At 37.7% G+C, this 21,083-nt stretch carries 15 protein-coding genes and 1 pseudogene; 14 read left to right on the top strand and 2 right to left on the bottom strand.

Features of this window, described 5'->3' with window-relative positions; genetic code table 11:
• Positions 1–60: 60 nt before the first annotated feature.
• Together TR08_RS24335 and dacB are read left to right on the top strand one after the other, a co-directional pair.
• On the top strand, positions 61–1,326 hold the full coding sequence (locus TR08_RS24335; RefSeq protein WP_045522662.1) for a glycoside hydrolase family 18 protein: 1,266 nt from the start codon (positions 61–63) through the stop codon (positions 1,324–1,326).
• A gap of 207 nt (positions 1,327–1,533) precedes the next feature.
• On the top strand, positions 1,534–2,991 hold the full coding sequence (dacB, locus tag TR08_RS24330) for a D-alanyl-D-alanine carboxypeptidase/D-alanyl-D-alanine endopeptidase (RefSeq protein WP_370576401.1): 1,458 nt from the start codon (positions 1,534–1,536) through the stop codon (positions 2,989–2,991).
• 110 nt (positions 2,992–3,101) lie between these two features.
• Here the strand turns inward: dacB and TR08_RS24325 are convergent, their stop codons facing one another.
• On the bottom strand, positions 3,102–4,814 hold the full coding sequence (locus tag TR08_RS24325) for a sigma-54 interaction domain-containing protein (RefSeq protein ID WP_052427621.1): 1,713 nt from the start codon (positions 4,812–4,814) through the stop codon (positions 3,102–3,104).
• Positions 4,815–5,133: 319 nt separating this feature from the next.
• Between TR08_RS24325 and hutU the strand changes: the two genes are divergently transcribed.
• The 11 genes and pseudogenes from hutU to TR08_RS24270 all read left to right on the top strand — a co-directional run.
• Positions 5,134–6,855, top strand: coding sequence for a urocanate hydratase (gene hutU, locus TR08_RS24320; RefSeq protein WP_045522660.1), 1,722 nt, complete (start codon positions 5,134–5,136; stop codon positions 6,853–6,855).
• A 134-nt stretch (positions 6,856–6,989) separates the two neighbouring features.
• Entirely contained in the window at positions 6,990–8,102 is a 1,113-nt protein-coding gene (gene hisC, locus TR08_RS24315; protein WP_045522658.1) for a histidinol-phosphate transaminase, read from the top strand.
• A 45-nt stretch (positions 8,103–8,147) separates the two neighbouring features.
• Positions 8,148–9,152, top strand: coding sequence for a C-terminal binding protein (locus TR08_RS24310; protein ID WP_052427620.1), 1,005 nt, complete (start codon positions 8,148–8,150; stop codon positions 9,150–9,152).
• 15 nt (positions 9,153–9,167) lie between these two features.
• The gene (locus TR08_RS24305) at positions 9,168–10,652 is read left to right on the top strand and encodes a sodium:solute symporter family protein (protein WP_045522657.1); all 1,485 of its coding nucleotides are present in this window, start codon (positions 9,168–9,170) and stop codon (positions 10,650–10,652) included.
• Positions 10,653–10,685: 33 nt separating this feature from the next.
• Positions 10,686–11,708: an ureidoglycolate dehydrogenase gene (gene allD / locus TR08_RS24300; protein WP_045522655.1), complete on the top strand. Its 1,023-nt coding sequence runs from the start codon at positions 10,686–10,688 to the stop codon at positions 11,706–11,708.
• A 381-nt stretch (positions 11,709–12,089) separates the two neighbouring features.
• On the top strand, positions 12,090–13,352 hold the full coding sequence (hutI, locus tag TR08_RS24295) for an imidazolonepropionase (RefSeq protein ID WP_052427619.1): 1,263 nt from the start codon (positions 12,090–12,092) through the stop codon (positions 13,350–13,352).
• Between the two features lie 16 nt (positions 13,353–13,368).
• Positions 13,369–14,532 carry a M20/M25/M40 family metallo-hydrolase gene (locus TR08_RS24290; RefSeq protein WP_045522653.1) on the top strand — a complete coding sequence of 388 codons (1,164 nt, stop codon included), beginning with the start codon at positions 13,369–13,371 and terminating at the stop codon, positions 14,530–14,532.
• A 113-nt stretch (positions 14,533–14,645) separates the two neighbouring features.
• Positions 14,646–16,175, top strand: a complete 1,530-nt coding sequence (gene hutH / locus TR08_RS24285) for a histidine ammonia-lyase (protein WP_045522652.1) — start codon at positions 14,646–14,648, stop codon at positions 16,173–16,175.
• 56 nt (positions 16,176–16,231) lie between these two features.
• On the top strand, positions 16,232–17,365 hold the full coding sequence (locus tag TR08_RS24280) for an acyl-CoA dehydrogenase family protein (RefSeq protein WP_045522647.1): 1,134 nt from the start codon (positions 16,232–16,234) through the stop codon (positions 17,363–17,365).
• A gap of 147 nt (positions 17,366–17,512) precedes the next feature.
• Positions 17,513–19,072 carry an acyl CoA:acetate/3-ketoacid CoA transferase gene (locus TR08_RS24275; protein ID WP_045522645.1) on the top strand — a complete coding sequence of 520 codons (1,560 nt, stop codon included), beginning with the start codon at positions 17,513–17,515 and terminating at the stop codon, positions 19,070–19,072.
• A 139-nt stretch (positions 19,073–19,211) separates the two neighbouring features.
• Positions 19,212–19,475: pseudogene (locus tag TR08_RS24270) on the top strand (aldo/keto reductase); the annotation flags it as partial.
• Positions 19,476–19,579: 104 nt separating this feature from the next.
• On the opposite strand, the gene TR08_RS24265 reads toward TR08_RS24270, so the two are convergent.
• Positions 19,580–20,062 (bottom strand): HIT family protein, encoded by a 483-nt coding sequence (locus tag TR08_RS24265; protein WP_045522643.1) that lies wholly within the window; start codon positions 20,060–20,062, stop codon positions 19,580–19,582.
• Positions 20,063–20,206: 144 nt separating this feature from the next.
• Here TR08_RS24265 and TR08_RS24260 point away from each other — a divergent pair, with 144 nt between their 5' ends.
• Complete coding sequence (locus TR08_RS24260) at positions 20,207–20,932, top strand: CBS domain-containing protein (protein ID WP_238579236.1); 726 nt, start codon at positions 20,207–20,209, stop codon at positions 20,930–20,932.
• The last annotated feature ends 151 nt before the right edge of the window (positions 20,933–21,083 follow it).

Raw genomic sequence — 21,083 nt, 5'->3', positions numbered from 1 at the left:
GCAAAGAGCAATATTCCAAGTGAAATCCCCATATGATGGTGGTAAAAGGAGTGTGAGAGCATGGGAGTTCATGTGGTGAGTACCGGAGAAAATTTGTGGGCAATTTCCAATAGGTATGGAGTAGCTATTCAAACCATTGTTGAAGTAAATGGACTGCCGTCGGCAAGTTCGCTCGTACCAGGTCTCGCCTTGTATATTCCGGACAACCAACTCCCAATCCGCTCCTATAAAATAAAACCAGGCGATCAAATATGGAAATTAGCGCAGAGGTTTGAAACTGATATTTCGTCGATAGTAAGGGCAAATCCTGGGGTAGACCCGAACCAGCTTTTTATTGGTCAAATCATCAACATTCCCTCACCTGTAAAATTAGAAATATCGACATTGGGGTTTCTTGTACCATCAGGTGGAAGTACTGAACTTTCAATGCTAGATTCTGTGGCAGGGCAATTAACGTATTTAGCGGTTGTGGCTTATTCGTTTACGGCAGAAGGGTATGCCTATAACGAGATTGAGGATTCAGCAATTGTAGCACGGAGTAAGCAATTGAACATTACGCCACTAATGATGATTCGTAATTTTACAGGCGTTGATTTCAGTGCTGAGCTCGCAGGTAAAGTGCTTGCCAATCCAGTCTATCGCAGAAATTTGGTTCAAAGCATTGTGAATTTGACAAGGCAAAGAGGATTTGGCGGAGTCAGTATCGACTTTGAATTTATTCCGCCGCCACAGCGCAATGATTTTAACCTATTTTTAAGAGAATTAAAGAATGCTTTGGGAAAGTTGATACTGCATGTAAATGTGCATGCGAAGACGGCAGATATTCCAACGAATCGAATTATTGGGGCATATGATTATTCCTCTATCGGGAGGGCAGCGGACATCGTTGCTGTGATGACGATTGATTATGGATATCCAGGAGGTCCGCCGGATCCTATCGCGCCGATATGGTGGATGGAGCAGGTTATTCAGTATTCCATCACTCAAATCAATCCTCGTAAACTACAAATTGCGATGCCGCTTTATGGCTATGACAAGGTAGTCGGAACGAACGTTACACGTGCGATGTCTGTTGTATCGGCCCAAAATCAAGCGATTTCAACAGGATCGCCGATTCAATTCGACCAATACTCCATGTCTCCATGGTATCGGCATTGGAGTGCGGGGGTAGAACAGGTCGTTTGGTTTGAGGATATTAGAAGTTTCATAGAAAAATATCGATTGATAGATGTTTATCAATTGCTCGGGACTACCTATTGGCAGATAAGCTTGCCGGCACCGCAGAATTGGGCTTATATGCGTAAAAATATTGATGTTATGAAATAAGGTCAATGGTGTTTTGGGGGGCATTGCGGATATATTTGGATTAACGCTGATAAAAATGATTTAACGCTGATATATGGTCCAGCATCGCTGATATATTTATTTTCACGAAAATAATTTAGTTTAAAATTAAGTTTTTTCCCCGAAAAAGGAAGAAAGTTTGTTTTTTAGGAAAGACTTTATGAAAAAAGAGAAAGTTGGAAATGGATTTTGCTGAAAAGATGGAATTTAATCATTTTTATTATTTTTATAGCTGCATTATTACCACAAACACATCCAGTATTGGCAGATGATAATCTAACCCAGCAGTTAAATCAGTTATTAAATGAAGAACCGCATTTACAAGGGGCTATTGCTGGAGTCAGCATACGTTCGGCCACCACCGGTGAAGTCATTTATGATCATTTAGGAGATGTCCGCCTGCGACCTGCTTCGAATATGAAACTTTTAACGGCTGCAGCAGCGTTAGCTGTTTTAGGTGAAGACTATACCTTTATAACTGAGGTTCTCGCAAATGGGGAAGTGAAAAAGAAAACGCTCCAAGGGAATCTATATTTAAAAGGGAAGGGAGACCCAACACTCCTAAAAGAAGACTTCGACAAAATGGCTTCGGAAATAAAGAAACTGGGCATAAAAAGGATCACCGGCAATTTAATTGGCGATGATACGTGGTATGATGATGTCCGCTATTCGGTAGATTTACCGTGGAGTGATGAACAAACCTACTATGGTGCGCAAATTTCCGCACTAACAGCATCACCAACAAAAGACTATGATTCTGGTTCTATTTTGCTTGAAGTGAAACCAGGGACCGACAAAGGCGATAAGGTGGACGTAACTGTAACTCCCAATACTGATTTTGTAAAAATCATCAATCAAACCGAAACGGTTACTGAAGATGGAAAAAAGAAACTTACTTTTGAGCGGGAGCACGCTAAAAACACGATTACAATAACGGGCACTCTACCTGTTAAATCCAAGCCTGAAAAGGAATGGATTGGTGTCTGGGAACCGACAAGATATGCTTTAGCCCTTTTTAAGCAATCACTAACAGAACAAGGTATTCAAGTTTTAGGAAAAATAAAAACGGGACCAACGCCAGATAATGCAAGGAACCTACATACTCATAGCTCGATAAAGCTTTCTGAGCTACTCGTCCCGTTTATGAAACTAAGCAACAATGGTCACGCAGAAACCTTGATTAAAGAAATGGGTAAAGTGGTAAAAGGGGAAGGTAGCTGGGAAAAGGGTTTAGAGGTTATGGAAGCGGAGTTACCTAAATTCGGAATCAATACGAAAACTTTGGTGCTAAGGGATGGCTCTGGAATATCGCATATTAATTTAGTCCCGGCTTCTCAACTATCTCAATTGTTATATACAGTTCAGCAGCAAAAGTGGTTCTCTGCTTTTCTTCATTCACTACCGGTCGCAGGTGAAAGTGAAAAAATGGCAGGAGGCACCTTACGAAATCGGATGAAAGGACCTGATGTAAAAGGGAAGGTACTCGCAAAAACTGGAACCATCTCTACAGTTAGCACAATTTCAGGCTACGTTAAAACTAAAAGCGGACAAATATTAATCTTCTCCATTATGCTGAATAATTTAATGGAAGATAAGCTGGGAAAAAGAATCGAAGATAAAATGGTAACAATATTATCTAATTACTAATTTTGTGCTTTTTTTGGATATTCATGTATTCTGTCGAGCAAAAAAGGTATATTCCCTCAATTCGAGAGGAGAATATACCTTTTTTGCTTAAATCAAATATCCATTAATATTTAATTATTTGTTTTGACCATGCCATACTTTTTAATATGATATTGCAGACTTTGCCGTGTAATGCCAAGCTTTCGAGCAGCTTTTGAAATATTCCAATCGGTTTGTTCGAGAGTTTTTAATATAAAATGCTCTTGGGAGTTAGAAAACATAGACTTCAAAGGCTGCTTCTCATTCTTTTTATTATTTCTATCTGCATCCTTAGTGTCAGAATAAAGTTTTCTTCTTATATACGAGGGAAGGTGCTCAAGTTCAATGGCTTCATCGTTTTCACTTACCCTAATGATAACATTTTCAATTGAATGTTCCAGTTCTCGTGTATTACCAGGCCAATGATATTGTAGAAGAGATTTAAGTATGTGTTTTGAAAAATGGGGAGTAGATTTATTGAATTTATTTTTGAATTTATTTATGAAATAATCTATAAAAAAGTGAATATCTTCTGCCCGTTCTCTTAAAGGCGGGATAAATAGACTCGTACGGGCAATTCTATAAAATAAATCAACCCGCATTTTTCCTTCTGATATTAACTTTTCAGGATCTTCATTTGATGCACTTATGACCCTGCACGTAACAGAAGTTACTTCATTGGAGCCGACCCTTCTGACTAAACGTTCCTGTAAAACCCGCATCAGCTTAGATTGTAATGTAATCGGCATAGAATTAATTTCATCTAAAAAAAGTGTGCCATCTTTAGCATGTTCAAAAAGTCCAACCTGGTTTGTTGCACCTGTAAAAGCACCTTTTACAGTTCCAAATAAAGTGCTTTCAAGCAGTGTTTCTGGGATAGCTGCACAATTAATTGCAATAAAAGGACTTTTAGCATTTGGACTATGATTGTGAATACTTTGTGCAAATAATTCTTTGCCAGTACCTGTCTCTCCCACTATTAAAACGTCAGTGTTATGAATTGCTATGTTTTGTGCCTCTTTTATTAAGTTTTGCAGTACTAGGCTTTGACCTTTTATATCTTCAAAGGTAAAATTAGTACCATTTTTTCTATCGATATCTTTATGGTTTACCTCAGTTATTTTTCTTTTTTGTTCAATTGTCTGATAGAGCATATCTTTTAGCCGTGATTCATTTGTACTTAATGAAAAAACGGCAATCGTTTCATTATCCTTTTGAATAGGGTAGGTATTGTAATTCACGTATTTCGGAACCCCATTAATTGTTGAATGTGCCTTATATCTAGAAAAAATAGGCTTACCAGTCTTAAAAGTGTGCCGGTGCTCAGACTTTTGATGATTATCATAATTGTATGCATCCCATAGGTGTTTTCCAATAATCGCTTGCCGATTTAATCCTTCCATTTTTTCCTGTGCGAGATTATATAAGCTTATTACCCCATCTTCATTACTCATCATCACCCCTTCGTCTAGTGATTCTATAATTTTTTCGAGGCAGTATAATCTCATTTTAGAATTATTTATTAAATCAGAAACATCTTCTATGCAAAGAATTATGTAGTTATCATCTGCAGGAAGGATTTTTACTGTAACGAAAAGTTTTCGTTGATTTATGGTTAATGTAAAAGTTTTATTATCCAAAAATTCATCAGGAACAGAAGGGAAAAACTCGGCAATATGTTTTCCGTTTATTACTTTTATACCAATCTTTTCCGTTTCATAACAGTGGACCTTCAAATTACTATTAAGCATGATGACCCCATCAGTAAAACTCCTAATTAATGAACAGATAGCTGTTCCTATCATCTCAAACCTCCTGCCACATTCATTTATTTATTTTAAGTATACTATTTTGTTTGAATAATTGGAATATTCTGCGCAAATTTTATCTGCATGCTAGTTTTTAATAATTTAGTTATTCTTTCTGCTACAAACTTACTAAATAGTAAGAATTGATGCCAAAATTTTCTGCATAGTTCACTATAAAAGGAACAGAAGTGGATAACCAACCACCTTATTACACCCCTTAAAAAACTAAATTTTATTAACTTTCCCTCTTTTAAACAGTATGGCACATTACTTGCAATATATATAAATGTAAAACTAATTAAGGAGGAAATAGTTAATGACAAATCCAGAAATCCTATATTCAGTAAAAGCACAGAGAGGTCCTGAACTACGTTGTAAGGGTTGGAGGCAAGAGGCGATTTTACGTATGCTAGAAAATAATATGGAAAATGCAGAGAAGCCAGAAGAACTTATTATTTACGGGGGTATTGGTAAAGCCGCACGTAACTGGGAGTCCTACCACGCAATTGTTAAATCATTAAAAGAATTGGAAGATAATGAAACACTTGTTGTGCAATCAGGCATGCCTGTTGCGGTATTTAAAACACACAAATATGCTCCGACCGTTGTAATGGCAAATACAAATATTATGAAAGCAGATTGGCCTACTTTCTATGACCTTCAGGATAAAAACTTAACCATGTATGCTAACTATACAGCCGCTCCATGGGAATACATTGGCACACAGGGTGTAATTCAAGGAACCTTTGAAACCCTATCTGCGATTGCCCGCCTTCATTATAATGATTCACTTGTTGGAAAAATCCTGGTAACTGCCGGGGCTGGGGGAATGGGAGGAAATCAGACAAGAGCTATGACCATGCATGGTGGTGTTGCAATTCTTTGCGACTCTAATGTTGAGATCATTAAAAGAAGGATTGAGAAAGGATTTATTGATTGTTTAGCAGATTCGTTAGATGAAGCCATCCAAATGGCAAAACAATATGCTGCAGAAGGAAAACCACTAGGGGTAGCAATAGTAGGCAATGCAGCGGATGTGTTTGAAGAAGTTATCCAAAAAGGGTTCCTTCCAGATATTTCGACCTCCATGACTCCTGCACATGATCCGATTTCCTACCTGCCATCTGGGTATACAGTGGTAGAAGCAGAACATCTTCGAGAAACGAATCGAGAACTTTACTTAAAAGAAGCACGTGCTACTATGGTTCGAGAGTTAAAAGCACTGATAAAGTTTTTGGACCTTGGTGTCAAGTCATTTGAATATGGAACGAGTATTCGTAAAGAGTGTATTGATGCCGGAATGGACGGAAAAGAAGCAAAACGTTTGCCAGGATTCGTAGCGGAATACATTCGTCCACTCTTCTGTGAAGGCCGCGGACCTTTCCGCTGGGTATGCTTATCTGGTGACCCTGAGGACTTAAGAAAAATTGATGATATGATTTTAGAAAAGTTCAGTGACGACCTTCTTGTTACTCGCTGGATTAAACTGGCGAAGAAGCATATTCCGATTGAAGCCTTACCAGCACGGATTTGTTATATGGGATTTGGTCAACGTAAGGAATTTGCCCTCGAAGTCAATGACATGATTCGACGCGGAGAACTAGCAGGACCAGTGGCGTTTTCACGTGATAACCTTGATTCAGGTTCAATTGTTAATCCGACCTTTGAATCAGAAAATATGAAAGATGGCGGAGATTTAATTTCTGATTGGCCAGTACTGAACGGACTTTTGAATGCAGTAGGCATGTGTGACCTTATTGCCTTACAAGCAAACTATTCTATGGGAGAAGCCGTGCATACAGGTGTAACTATGGTTGCAGATGGTACAGCAGAGTCTGATATGAGACTCGAAGTGGCGATGACTGTAGACTCAGGTATCGGTGTTGTGCGCCATGCACAAGCTGGCTATGAAACAGCTCGTGATGTAGCAAATGGAAAAGGAAAAATGACAAAAGAGAGTATTAAAATACCTCTGTGGTGGTCTCCAAAAGCAACATTTGGTCCCAAAGATTTAGAAAAAGAAAACGTGAGATCTTAAGTTTAAGAATTAAGTAAGTAAGTATAAAAACAGCTTTTTTAAACATATGGAGGCACTTGTGCTTTTCAATAAAATTAAGCAGAGTGCCCTTTCTAGTAATAAAAAAGCCAATAATAGAAGAAGGGAACAGTACAATGACAAAAAAAATGTGGCGTAATGAGGTGAAATATTTAACCCCATATGTTCCTGGTAAGCCTATTGAAGATGTAAGGCGGGAATTAGGATTAGATGAAGTCATTCGTCTTGCTTCCAATGAGAACCCGATTGGACCGTCCCCTGTAGCTTTGAGGGCAATGTCAGAAGCATTAAAGGATAGTTGGTTATACCCTGAACCTTCTTGCCGGGAGCTCCGAGAAAAATTAGGAGTAAAGTATGATGTTTCTGCAGATAAAATAATCGTTGCTAATGGAGCAGATCACATTATTACTTTAATTGGCAACGCTTATATCAATTCGGGAGATGAAGTGATTTATTGCAAGCCTACTTTTACAAGTTACCGAGAGATTACATTACTCATGGGCGGAATACCAATCGAGATTCCTTTAAATAAAGATTTTGAAGCAGATCTTAATGGAATTCTAAATGCGATAACTAGCAAAACGAAATTAATTTTTATTTGTAATCCTAACAATCCTACCGGAACAGTAGTCAAAAATGATGAATTAGAATCTTTTCTAAATCAAGTGCCTGACGGTGTCTTAGTGATACTTGACGAAGCCTATGCAGAGTACATTTCAATCAATGGCTACCGTTCAGGAATTGATTTTGTCAAAAAGGGATATCCGGTTATCACAATTAGAACATTTTCCAAGTTTTATGGATTAGCGGGTGTGAGGATTGGTTATGCTGTTTCATCCGAAGCCTATCTTGAACCACTGTTAGCTGTAAAGCAAACCTTTTCTGTCAATCGTATAGCAATTGCTGGAGCGTTAGCTGCTTTGGATGACATTGAATTTTTGAACAAGATGCTCTTAGAGTTATACGAAGAGAAGGAACGATTGACAATAGAATTACAAAAAATGGGGTTTGTTGTGATTAACTCTCAGGCTAATTTCCTATTTGTTGATATGAAACAAGAGGTATCAACTCTTTTTAACAAACTGATGAAAAAGGGTATATTAATTCGTCCTTGTTCACCTTGGTCATTAAAAACCTTTTCGCGTATAACAATTGGAACGTTTGACCAAAACAATAGTTTAATAAATGCTTTAAAAGAAATACAGCAAGAAATGCTATCAGTAAAATAAATACTGGATAAAGGTAATGTATATCTCAAAAAAGGAGGGTGAAAAATGAAGGACGGTAAACCTATTGTTTGGATTTTGGATGATGAATGGAAAAACCATCAAATGGAGAATGAAATTTTTAGGGATAATGGGATGACGTTAAAAGTGACAAATTCAAAATCGTTACTGAAGGATTTACCCGAATATGCTCCATGTGCTGACGGAGTTATCGTGCAAGTTGGTTTTAATTGTGGAGAGGAGATCATCTCACAATTAGACACTTGTAAAGTAATGGCGACTTATGGTGTAGGATACAATCATATCGACTTAACTGCAGCAAATCGAAAAGGCATTCCTGTATGTAATGTCCCGGATTATTGTATCGAGGAGGTGTCCGATCATACAGTTGCACTGGTATTAGCAGTTGTAAGGAGGATTAAAAGTTATGGCAATCAGGTTAGAAATGGTCATTGGGACGCACTGGATACAATGCCGATTAAGCGTATTAAGGATATGACCATTGGATTATTAGGATTTGGTCGGATTGCCCGTGCAGTCGCCTATAAATTGAGATCATTTGGCCCAAGGCTGATTGCCCACGATAAATATGTACACAGGGAAGAATTTGCAGAGTATGGAGTGGTCCCGGTATCAAGGGAGCAATTAATACAGCAGTCAAATTTGCTCAGTTTGCACATCCCTTTAACCCCAGAAACTGAAAATATCCTAAACCTTGAAAATATGAAACTGATGCCTAAAGGAGCGTTTATTGTTAACACCTGCCGAGGGGGAGTTATCAATGAAGATGACTTATTAAGTCTGCTAGAATCAGGTCATTTAGGTGGTGCAGGTCTTGATGTATTGAAACAAGAACCACCGAATGCCGATTATCCTCTTTTAAATATGTCAGAATTGCTAATTACTCCACATGCTTCCTATATTTCTGAAAGTTCAGTTGATGAACTGAGAAAACGAACTTGCCAACATATTTTAGATGGGGTAAAAGGGAACTCCCTTTCAAATGTGGTTAATCTAAGTGAACTTTTTGACGGCCATGCTTCTACCAAATAATGAGGAGGAAATAAATTGGAAGCATATAAAATATGGGCAATTGTTAGTTTACTAATCTATTTTGCGGCGCTGTTAGTCATGAGTTTATGGAAAACCAAGAATGAAACAAAGGAAGATTTTTTCTTAGCAGGAAGGAATTTTCCGCATTGGGCTTTAGCTCTTACCTTTGTAGCCTCTTGGTTTGGAGGGAACTCCGCACTTATTTCCATCGACCAAGCATTTGAAGAAGGGATTAGTGCATGGTGGATAATTGGGTCCCCTTCAGTGCTCGCCGTTCTGGCATTGATGATTTTTGCCAAAGCTATAAGAAGAGTCGGTTCAATGTCACAATCTGGAATTATGGAAAAACGATATAATAAAACGAGTGGAGCCTTGCTTTCCGTTCTTATTGTTTGGTATATGATAACCTGGGGAGCTTCACAAATGGTTGCAATAAGTAACTTTTTTTCTAGCATTTTCGGAATTAGTTATGGTCTCACCTTAGTTATTTGTGTAGCTATTTGTATCGTGTACGCAACAATTGGCGGGTTTCGTGCGGTTGTTTTTACTGAGATGCTGCAATTTGGATTTATTATATTAGGTCTTTTAATTACATTGGGTGCAGCATTATATTTTTCCAATGGATTCGATGCGATCAAGGCGGCAGCTGTAGCGAAAGAAAAGACTGAATATTTCAATTTCTTTGCCCACTTTGGGAAAAACTTTCTCTTCCTATTTTCTTTTGGGCTGGCGTGGGTCATTGACGCGGCCGCATGGCAGCGTGTTTCTGCTGCAAAAAGTCCGACGGAGGCAAGGAAAATTTCGTTCGCAACAATGATTTACTTTATTCCCATCTACTTTTTAGTAGTAATTATCGGTGTAGCAGCTGGTGCTATATTCACTGAACTGCCAGAAGGTGGTATTGTCAGCTCCTTAGTAAAAGATTATCTACACCCATTTTTGGGTGCCATCGTGTTAGTAGGAATCGGTGCAGCAATTATGTCTACCATTACAACAACTATGAACGCCGGCTCTTTGTATATGACAGAACTCTATCGAACACATTTTAATAAAAATGCCTCTGAGAAACAACTGGTACGATTTGGAATGCTTGGAACCATTATTATAAGTGTTTTTGGTATGATCATTGCAGTGCGTATCCCTGATGCATTATGGGTGTTATGGATGTCAAGTGACATTTTAGCAGCTGGATTATTTGTCCCGTTGATCTTTGGTTTCTTCTGGAGAAGGGGGACATCTACAGGAGCTTTAGCAAGTATTATATTTGGTTGTGGATTTGTTTTGTATAACTTTTTTATTGACCTAGGTTTTAATCTGCCATCATTTTGGCCTGGAGATGCAAGGAGAATTTTAATCGGAGTTGCAATAGGATTTAGCGCTTACTTTATTGGAAGTTTCTTGTCAAAACCTGAATATGCAAAGGCTGATAAATTTATGGAAGAAACTCAATTCTTAAAACGAACTAAAGATCAATCAGATGACCAAATGATAAACCTTTAGTCACTATTAAAAGTAGTTTATAGGAGTGTACAAATGGAAAATATCATTCCGTATGAAACTTTGAAAGAATTAGTAATAAAAAAGCTTTATGACGCAAATGTTCATCATGATGAAGCGGAAATAGTAGCAGATGTTCTTATACATGCAAATTTACGTGGTGTTGATTCGCACGGTGTCCTTCGTGTTGAACATTACATGAAACGTATTAAAGAAGCAGGGTTAAATATAAGGTCTAACCCTAAATTAGAAAAGACAAGTAATTCTACTGCTGTGTACCATGGAGATCATGGTTTCGGTCATGTCATCTCAAAAAAATCGATGGACTATGCAATTCAAATGGCAAAGGACAACGGGGTTGGAGTAGTCGTTGCAAAAAATAGCAGCCACTGCGGAGCATTATCCTATTTTGTCAAGCAAGCAATTGATCAAAGACTCATCGGTATTGCGATGACTCATATTGAGGCTTGTGTTGTGCCTTTTGGTGCAGCGGAACCTTATTTTGGTACGAATCCAATGGCGTTTGGTTTTCCTGCTAAAACAGAAATCCCAGTCATTCTTGATTTTGCAACGAGTAATGTTGCTTTTGGTAAAGTATTAAACGCAAAAGAATACGGAAAACAAATCCCCTCTGATTGGGGAATTGACGAAGATGGGAATCCAACAACAGACCCTGGAAAAGTAGCATATTTATCTCCATTTGGCGGCGCAAAAGGATATGGTTTAGCTATGGTTGTGGAAATTTTTTCAGGTTTGTTAAGTGGCTCGGCATTTGGACCTCAGATTCCAAAAATGTTCGCAGATTATAAAAAAATGTTGGACATAGGTCACTTTTTTATGGCAATTGATCCTGCAAAGTTCACAATGGCTGAAACATTTCTCGATAACATGGATTTAATGATTCGTCAAATCCATTCCCTGGTCCCGGCAAAAGGTTTCACCAAAGTTCTTGTACCAGGTGAAATTGAGGCCATGCAGGAGGAAAAACGTAAGAACGAAGGTATACCGCTCCCTAATTCTGTTTGGGAATATTTAAATAGTAATACGTTGATAAAATAGAAATCAGTTTAGGCACCGAAGAACTGCTTCGGTGCTTTTATCCATATGAAGTGTATTGTAATGAATTCAGTAAAAGCAGCAAAAAGCCTGCACGCAAAATTTATCTGCAGCAAAAATAGATGCAAATAAAGTGTTCAGTGGCAAAAACTAAATTTTCTGTGAATATATGCAAAAAAAATCTGCATAATTAAACAAATGTTTATTTGTAAAAAGGATTGGGATAATAGCTTTCATCCTATTAAAAAGAAACTATTTAGAATAAATAAGTTCTGGCATAGAACTTGCATTAATTAGGATGATGAAATTGGAATAATTATGCCTATATCTGAAATTTAGATTCTGTAAAAGTATTAAACTCTTTTTTATGGTGGTGTGAAAAACATGTCTGAAATGAAGGTGAAAACTAGGGTTGACTTAGTAATTTCTAATGCAAAGGAAATCGTTACATGTACAGGAGATGGAATGGGAGAAATAGGGGTTTTAAAAAATAGCTGGATTGCAATAAAGGACGAAAAAATCGTCGGTATTGCTTCTGAGGAAGAGATTAAAAACTTATTTGATTTAGAGTATAGTACAAGAATTGATGCAACTGGTAAAGTGGTAGCCCCTGGCTTTGTTGATTCTCACACCCATCTTATTTTTTATGGCAACCGCGTTGAAGAATATGCGGCTAAACTGATTGATGAAAACCCTGAAAGGATAAAAAAACTTGGTATAACCATCGGACCTAACCGAACCGTGGAGCTTACACGCAATACACCAGCAGAAGAGTTATTGGAAGAAGCGAAGAAGCGGCTGATGACAATGCTAAAGCATGGGATTACCACAGTTGAAAGTAAAAGTGGATATGGACTTACGACAGAAAGCGAAATAAAAATATTAGAAGTAAGTAGAAGACTCGGAGAGGAAACTCCTCTAGATGTGTTCAATACATTTTTGGGAGCCCACGGTTTTCCCAAAAACTTAACTAAAAGTGAGTATCTAAAAGTAATCGTCAATGAAATGATTCCGAAAGTCGGTGAGCTAAGTCTTGCAGAGTTTTGCGATGTTTGGTGTGATGACGGGTATTTTACAGCTGCTGAATCAGAAGTAATTTTAAAAAAGGGATTAGAGTATGGGATGAAACCGAAAATTCATGCGGATGCTTACTCTTATATTGGAGGGTCAGATTTAGCAGCCGAAATGAAGATGGTATCTGTTGACCATTTAAATTATACTCCGGTTGCCGTGATGGAAAAGCTCGCCGAAGCTAAGGTAACAGGAGTTTTAATGCCAGCTCTCGATTTTGCAGTTAACCATAAACAGCCATTTAAAGCTAGGACGATGCTTGATCTAGGGATGAATATTGCGCTTGCAACGGATCTTTGTCCGGCATGTTACACAGAATCAATGCAGTTTGTTATTATTCTGGCTTGCCGTTTATATAAATTCTCTGTTGAAGAAGCAATTAAAGCCGCTACTTACGGAGGTGCCAAAGCACTAGGTTTAGACGATCGCGGCGTAATACAAGAAGGAAAAAAAGCAGACCTGCAATTTTGGGATGTTCCTACTTATAAACACATAGCATACTATTTAGGTACAAATATTGTTGATACAGTCATTAAAAATGGTAGAGTCGTATATAGCCGATGGCCGGTCCATTAAAAAAGGAGGAGTTGTTATGTCAACAAAACGTGTATCAAATGCAGCAGATTTTGTAAATGGAGATCGATTGCAAACTTTATTTTTCGAACTGGCAAAGCTCAATGCTCCAAGTACAAAAGAGAAGCCTGTAGCAGACTACTTAATTAAAGTTTTACCGGAACTTGGTTTTAAAATTGAGTTTGATGAGGCACATGATCATTTCAATGGAGAGATAGGGAACTTAATTGCTTGGAAAAATGGAACAGATGCATCTATCCCTCCATTATTCTTCTCCACACACATGGATACGGTACTTCCCACAGAAGGGTTAAAACCTGTAATAAAAGATGGGGTAATTTATTCTGATGGAACCACCATTTTAGGTGCAGATGATAGAGCGGCATTGGCCGCTTATTTAGAAGCTATACGAGCTATTCAAGAAAGTGGTACTCCCCATGGTCCAATCGAATTGATCCTGACCGTGAATGAACAGCCAGGACTAGTAGGCGCAAGGTATATGGACTATTCGAGAATAAAAAGTAAGGCAGGATATATTTTTGACAGCAGCGGCGACGTAGGTCAAATCATTCTAAAGGGGCCTTTTAGTTCCAGAATCTGGATGGAAGTAGAAGGTAATGCAGCCCATATAGCTTTAAATGCTGAGGAAGGCAATAGTGCCTTTTTAATTGCAGCAGAAGGATTAACCAAAATGAAATTAGGAACTATCAATGAAGAAACAGTTGCCAATATTGGTATCATTAAGGGTGGGGAATTAACTTCAATCATTCCCGGCAGCGTAACAGTAGCCGGCGAAGTTCGAAGCTTTTCAAAAGAAAAGTTAGAACAGCAGTTAAGCCATATGGCAGCTGCGATGGAGGCAGCAGCAGCGGAAAATGGAGGAAAAGTACAGGTTAGAATTGAGAAGAAATATTCCGGTTTCGAAATTTCAGAAGAAGATATTTTAGTTAAAACAGCAGAAATAGCTGCTAAGAATATAAAAGTCACCTCGTATTTTACTGAAACTTTAGGTGGCGCAGATACGAATGTTTTAAATGAAAACGGTCTACGATGCCCAACACTTGGGTTGGGATTTCAAAATATTCATTCTTTCAGGGAATGCATCAGCATTGAAAATTTAGTTAACACCTGCAGGTTAACTGCTTCACTTATTGAACAATGGTATATCAACCATAAAAAATAAATAGTTTAACAGGACTCTGTTTAACAGAGCCTTTAACAAAGAAAGGTTCGCTAGAAATCTATATATAAAAATTGAAATTTACTACCATGTGAAAAAAGGGGTTGGACAGGAATATGCATGATAGCAAAGTAGTCGAATTAGAATTTGTAGAATTAGATGGTTTTACATTAGACCGCCAAAAGATACAAAAGGTTGTTGATGGGAAAGCGGAGGTTTACTTGCCAGAAGAAAATCTTTTACGAGTCCGTCTGAGTAGAAATCGGATAGAAAAACAAATAAATGCTGGAAAAATTGTATATGGTGTAAATACAGGTTTTGGTAAACTTAGTGATATTGAGATTGAAAAGAATGAAATTGCCCAATTACAGTTAAATTTATTACGAGCAGATGCAGTTGGAGTTGGCGAGCCACTTCCTACTTCTATTGTAAGGGCAATGATGGTATTACGCGCCAATGCTCTTGCAAAGGGGTTTTCAGGAATTAAAGAAGAAACCCTGCAACTGCTTTTCGAAATGATTAATAAAAAGGTGCATCCGGTTGTACCTTGTAAAGGATCCGTTGGAGCAAGTGGCGATTTAGCCCCACTTGCACATATTGCTCTTGTCCTCGTGGGTGAAGGAAAAGCTGAATATAAAGGGGATATTCTCACCGGCAAAGAAGCATTAAAAAGGGCAGGTTTAGAAGCCGTATCATTAGAAGCAAAGGAAGGCCTCGCACTGATTAACGGTACTCAAGCTATGTCAGGTATCGGTACTGTTGCACTTAACGAAGCAGAACGTGTTGGATTAGCAGCAGATATGGCTGCTAGCCTTACGATGGAAGCGCTACAGGGAGTAATTACTGCCTTTGAGAGCGATTTATTAGCAGTTCGTCCCCATCCTGAATTTGAATTTGTTGCGTCACGTATAAGAGGGTGGCTAAAAGGAAGCCGCCGAGTAACACATCAAGGAGAACTTCGTATCCAAGATGCTTATTCCATTCGTTGTATTCCACAAGTTCATGGAGCTTCATGGCAAACATTCAATTACGTAGAAGACCGATTACGTATAGAAATGAATTCTGCCACTGATAACCCTATCGTTTTAGAAAACGGGGAGATTGTATCAGGCGGACATTTTCATGGTCAACCAATCGCCCTTTCAATGGACTTTTTGAAGGTTGCAGCTGCGGAGTGGGCTAATATTTCTGAGCGAAGAATCGAAAGGCTAGTTAATCCGCAATTAAGCGGTTTATCACCTTTTTTAGCGACTAATCCTGGATTAGAATGCGGATTAATGGTTGCACAATATACAGCGGCATCACTCGTTTCGGAAAATAAAGTGCTTGCCCATCCTGCTAGTGTTGACTCAATCCCAACGTCAGCTAATCAGGAAGATCACGTAAGCATGGGAACGACAGCTTCACGCCAGGTAAGAGAAATCATCCATAACACCGCTAGAGTAATTGCTATTGAATTGATTTGCTCATCACAAGCAATCTATTTAGAAAAGGCCGAGAACCAGCTGGCTTCGGCGACAAGAAATTACTTAGAAAAGGTCCGTCAAATTTGCCAGCCTTTAGAAAGTGATAGAGACATATCAGAGCAAATAGAAGAATTGGCCCAATTTATTTTAAAAAATGATGATTTAAAGAAAAATAGTTAAGGATCTCTTTTATGGAATATTTTTCGGAATATTATGAAAATGAGGAGGGAGTATAAATGGATTTTCAATTATCCGATGAGCAGGTAGCTATTAGAGCATTAGCAAAAGAATTTACAAATAAAGAGATTTTACCCGTTGCAAAAAAATACGATGAAGAGGAAGCGTTTCCAGAAGAAGTTTTCCAAAAATTACGGGAAATTGGTCTTTTTAATTTAGCGGTACCAGAAGAATATGGAGGACCGGGAGTTGATAAAATTTCCCAAGCATTAATTGTTGAGGAAATTTCTAGAGGCTGTGCAGGCATTGCTACTTCTTGTGAAGGGAACTCGCTAGTTTCCTATCCTATTATTATAGGAGGAACCGAGGAACAAAAGAAGGAATACCTAGGCCGTTTAACATATGGAGGTCAATTTGGTTCGTTTTCCCTAACAGAGCCAGAAGCTGGAAGTGATGTATCATCTCTATCAACCAATATTGAAATTAAAGGGGATGAATATATCTTAAATGGAGAAAAAATGTTTATTACAAATGCGAATTATTCCAATTTCTATGTTGTGCTGGCTAAGCACAAGGATTCAATAGAAAAACGTTTTACAGCACTAATTGTGGACCGGGATTTACCGGGTGTCTCGGTAGGAGAGAAAGAAAAGAAAATGGGATTGCGTGCTTCTGCTACAGGGTCGTTAAGATTCGAAGATGTCCGAGTTCCTATAAAGAATCGTATCGGCAACGAAGGTGAAGGCTTTAAGATTTTTATGCAAGCACTTGCCTATGGGAGACCAATGGTAGGAGCATTATCAGTTGGCATTGCCCAAGGTGCATATGAGGCTGCACTGAATTATTCCAAAGAAAGAAAACAGTTTGGCATGCCTATTTCACAGTTTCAATCAATCCAATTTATGATTGCGGATATGGCGATGAATATTGAAGCTGCAAGGTTGTTGGTATATAAATCTGCCTATCTATTACAACAGGGGACTCCATCACCTACCATTGGAGCATTCGCTAAGTGTTTCGCATCCGATACAGCTATGAAAGTTACCACGGATGCAGTGCAAATATTTGGTGGCAATGGGTATATCCGTGATTACCCTGTAGAAAAATATATGCGTGATGCAAAGATTACACAAATTTATGAGGGAACTAACCAAATTCAGCGAGTTGTAATGGCAAAAGAAATACTCAAATAGATTTGTAAATAAGCAATAATTGAAACGAAAATAAAAAATTAGAGGCTTTAAGATAGAGATATTTTAGTATTGTTCTTTAATTACTAGAATATCTCTTTTTTTTAAGTTTCTTCCTGGAAATTGTATGGGACGATTGGAGGGGGAAAGATGGGAAAGTTTATTTCTGCTGAGGAAGCGGCATTATTAATCCCGGACGATGCAACAGTTGGTATAACTGGTCATTGGGTAGGGGGATTTGCTGAGGAAATAGCAATTGCAGTTGAAAATAGGTACTTAAAAACGGATCATCCTCAAAATATTACTTTAGTACATGCAACAGGTATTGGTGATTTTAAAGAGAGAGGAACAAATCATTTTGGGCATGAAGGATTAATTAAAAGATTAATTTGCAGTCATACAAGTGCTGCCCCTAGTTTAGCTTCTCTAATAGAACAAAATAAAATTGAATGTTATTTTTTACCTCAAGGGGTAATTTGCCAAATGTGGAAAGCCATAGCGGCTAATAAACCAGGGGTATACTCCAAAGTTGGTTTAGAGACCTTTATCGACCCACGCATTGAGGGAGGGAAAATAACATTAAAAACAAATGAGGAAATAGTAGAATTAGTGGAGATTAAGGGAGAAGAGTGGCTGCATTATAATAGATTTCCGATAGATGTAGCTATTATAAGAGGCACCTATGCCGATGAAAAGGGTAACATATGCATGGACAAGGAGGCTATATTACTTGAGCAGCGGGCTTTAGCAATGGCGGCAAAAAATAGTGGCGGAAAAGTAATCGCACAGGTTGAAAATATTGTGAAAGCCGATACTTTGCATCCAAAGCATGTAAAAGTACCTGGCTGTCTGGTTGATTATATTGTAATTGCTAAACCTGAAAATCATTTACAAACTATACCTGAAGCATTTAATCCAGCTTTATCAGGTGATATTCGTATGCCACTTGACCAAATAAAACCAATGGAACTGACAATTCGAAAGATAATAGCCCGCAGATGTTCAATGGAGCTTGCAAATAATAAAATTGTGAATCTAGGAATTGGAATGCCAGAAGGAATTGCAAATGTAGCTGCAGAAGAAGGAGTAATTAATGATGTTATTTTTACGACTGAAATAGGATCGTTTGGCGGAGTTCTTGGCTCAGGTTTTTATTTTGGTACTTCTTTTAATGCTGAGGCTACAATTGAAATGGCCGATATGTTTGATTTCTATGATGGCGGGGGCCTAGATATTGCCTTTCTCGGTTTAGCTCAAGTGGATCGGAACGGAAATGTTAATGTTAGTAAGTTTGGTTCAAAAGTTGCGGGTCCGGGGGGATTAATTAATATCTCACAAAATACAAAAAAAGTCATTTTTTGCGGCACATTTACGAATGGAGCAGATATTAGAATTGAAGATGATAAATTAGTTATTTTGAAAGAGGGGAGAGATGTAAAGTTTTGTAACCATGTTGACCAAATCACATTTAGTGGGAAGAATGCACAAAAACTAAATCAAAAGGTACTATACGTTACGGAGAGGGCTGTTTTTGAGCTTGATGGAGGAGAACTTACATTAATTGAGATTGCACCAGGAATTGATCTTGAACGAGATATCTTCTCATTAATGGGATTCCAACCAAAACTATCAAATAGTTTAAAACAAATGGATCAAGGTATCTTTCAACCGAAATGGGAAAATTCTAAAAAGATAAAGAAATCAAACTAGCTATAAGTTATGGTAACATAAATAATTTATTAACTACTAGTGGAATCCAATAAGACAGTGAACTTGTAAAGAGTAGTTAAAATGAATCTGAAACAAGTTCAAAAGAGAGGAATATCAAATAAATTATTGGAAAAGGTACAAAATTTTAGTATCAATAGCCGAAATGCATAATAAATCCGTTGCCCAAGTGATTTTAAGTTGGTTGACACAAAGAGGAGTTGTGGCTATTCCAAAATCGGTTCGTAAGGAAAGAATCATCGAAAACTTCAATATCTTTGACTTTGAATTAAGTCAAGAGGATATGGAAAGAATCGCTACCTTAGATACAAAACAAAGCTTGTTCTTTTCACATCAAGACCCTGAAATGGTGAAATGGATCGGTACCCGTAAACTTGATATTTAATGCTCTCTTACTTTTTGCTTTGTTTCTGTGATCATACTTGTAGATTTTCATCCTCAAAAACAGCCAGTTTACCTTACTGGCTGTCTTTGCTTAGAAAGTCTGTATTAATTTAATGCGTTTCTTAAGGCTTCGATAGCGTTCATAACCTTTTGCTGATTCTCTTCCGTGTTCTTATTATTTCTCGCATGAAGCAGGACAGGTCGAACAGATTCAACGGACCGACCAAATTCATTCATCCAATCATATCGAGGAACTAACCATGTATGGAAATGATGAGTAGTATCTTCATTATAAAAGTAATACACATAGTCAATTCCTAACACTTCGCGCTGAGCTTTTCTGATATTCGTCATAATATTTATGTAATCTAATTTTTCTTCCTCGGTAAGTTCATCTAAGCATTTAATATGTCTTTTGGAAGCGAGGATGACTAACCCTTTAATTGGATAGGCAACATCCTGGTGGGCATGGAAATGCTCTGTTTCAATGATAACTCCCCCATCAGGCTCAATCAATCCACTCGTTAAGGCACAGCTTAAACATTCCACTTCCACTGTTTTCCCATTTGATAATGTAATCGTTCTCATCTAAATCCCCTCCAAAAAGTATCCTGAATTATCATACAACATCCTAAGAAATTAAACAGCTCTATCAAAAATGGGGATAGTTAAATTGTCATATTAAATATATAATTAAAGATAAATAAGTAAACATATTGGCAGGGGTAGAAAATGAAACAAATGAAAAATGGACAAATTCTATCAGAACGTTTTGAGGTAGCCTTTAATCAAGTGCATGATGCGATGAAGGATATTGTAAAAATTAATGATGATAGATTTGTAGTCTTAGTAAAGGTAGGCGCTAAAAAATATCAAATCATTGAAACATTTAAAAAGGATCTCGAGCAATATGCGAAGCTGCGAAATGCCATTGTCCATGAAAAAATGCAGGTCGGCTATTATATTGCCGAACCGAATGCAAAAGTGGTAGAGCATATTGAGAAAATCGCCCATGTTTTTAACCGTCCTAATTACGCTATGTCGATTGCAACGAAAAATGTACTTTACTTTGATTATAACGACAGTATTCTAAAAGTGACGGAGGCAATTCGACAATTTAATTATTCGAAATTTCCGATATATAAGAATAAAGAGTTTGTGGGTCTTTTGACGGCAGGATCGATCGTAAAATGGATGGCACAAAACATGGTGAGCACTTCTGTAAATTTAGATGATACACATATTTTTGATATTATGAAATACGAAAAAGACCATCCGATTGACTTTGTCGCGAAAAGCACAAATATCTTCGATGTTGAAACGATTTTTGAAAAATCTCATAAGGTAAAAAAGAAATTAGAAGCAGTTATCATAACCGAAAATGGTAAAAAAGACGAAGCTCCACTCGGAATCATCACGCCGTGGGATTTGATTGAAATTGATTATACGATTGATTAAATTAAAGTGAATCAGCAAGGAACACAGAAAAGGTAATGGCCGGTTTAATAGGATCATCATAAATGAGGTATGTAACCACTTTTGAGGTATTTTTCATCATTTTTGTTCACAAGAACCGGTCTTGTGAACACTTAGGGGGATTCTACATCAG

The organism is Neobacillus niacini (assembly GCF_000759675.1).
Classification (GTDB): Bacteria; Bacillota; Bacilli; order Bacillales; family Cytobacillaceae; genus Neobacillus; species Neobacillus niacini_A.
Note: the sequence above shows the minus strand (reverse complement) of the source record. Positions and strands in the feature narration are given on the sequence as shown.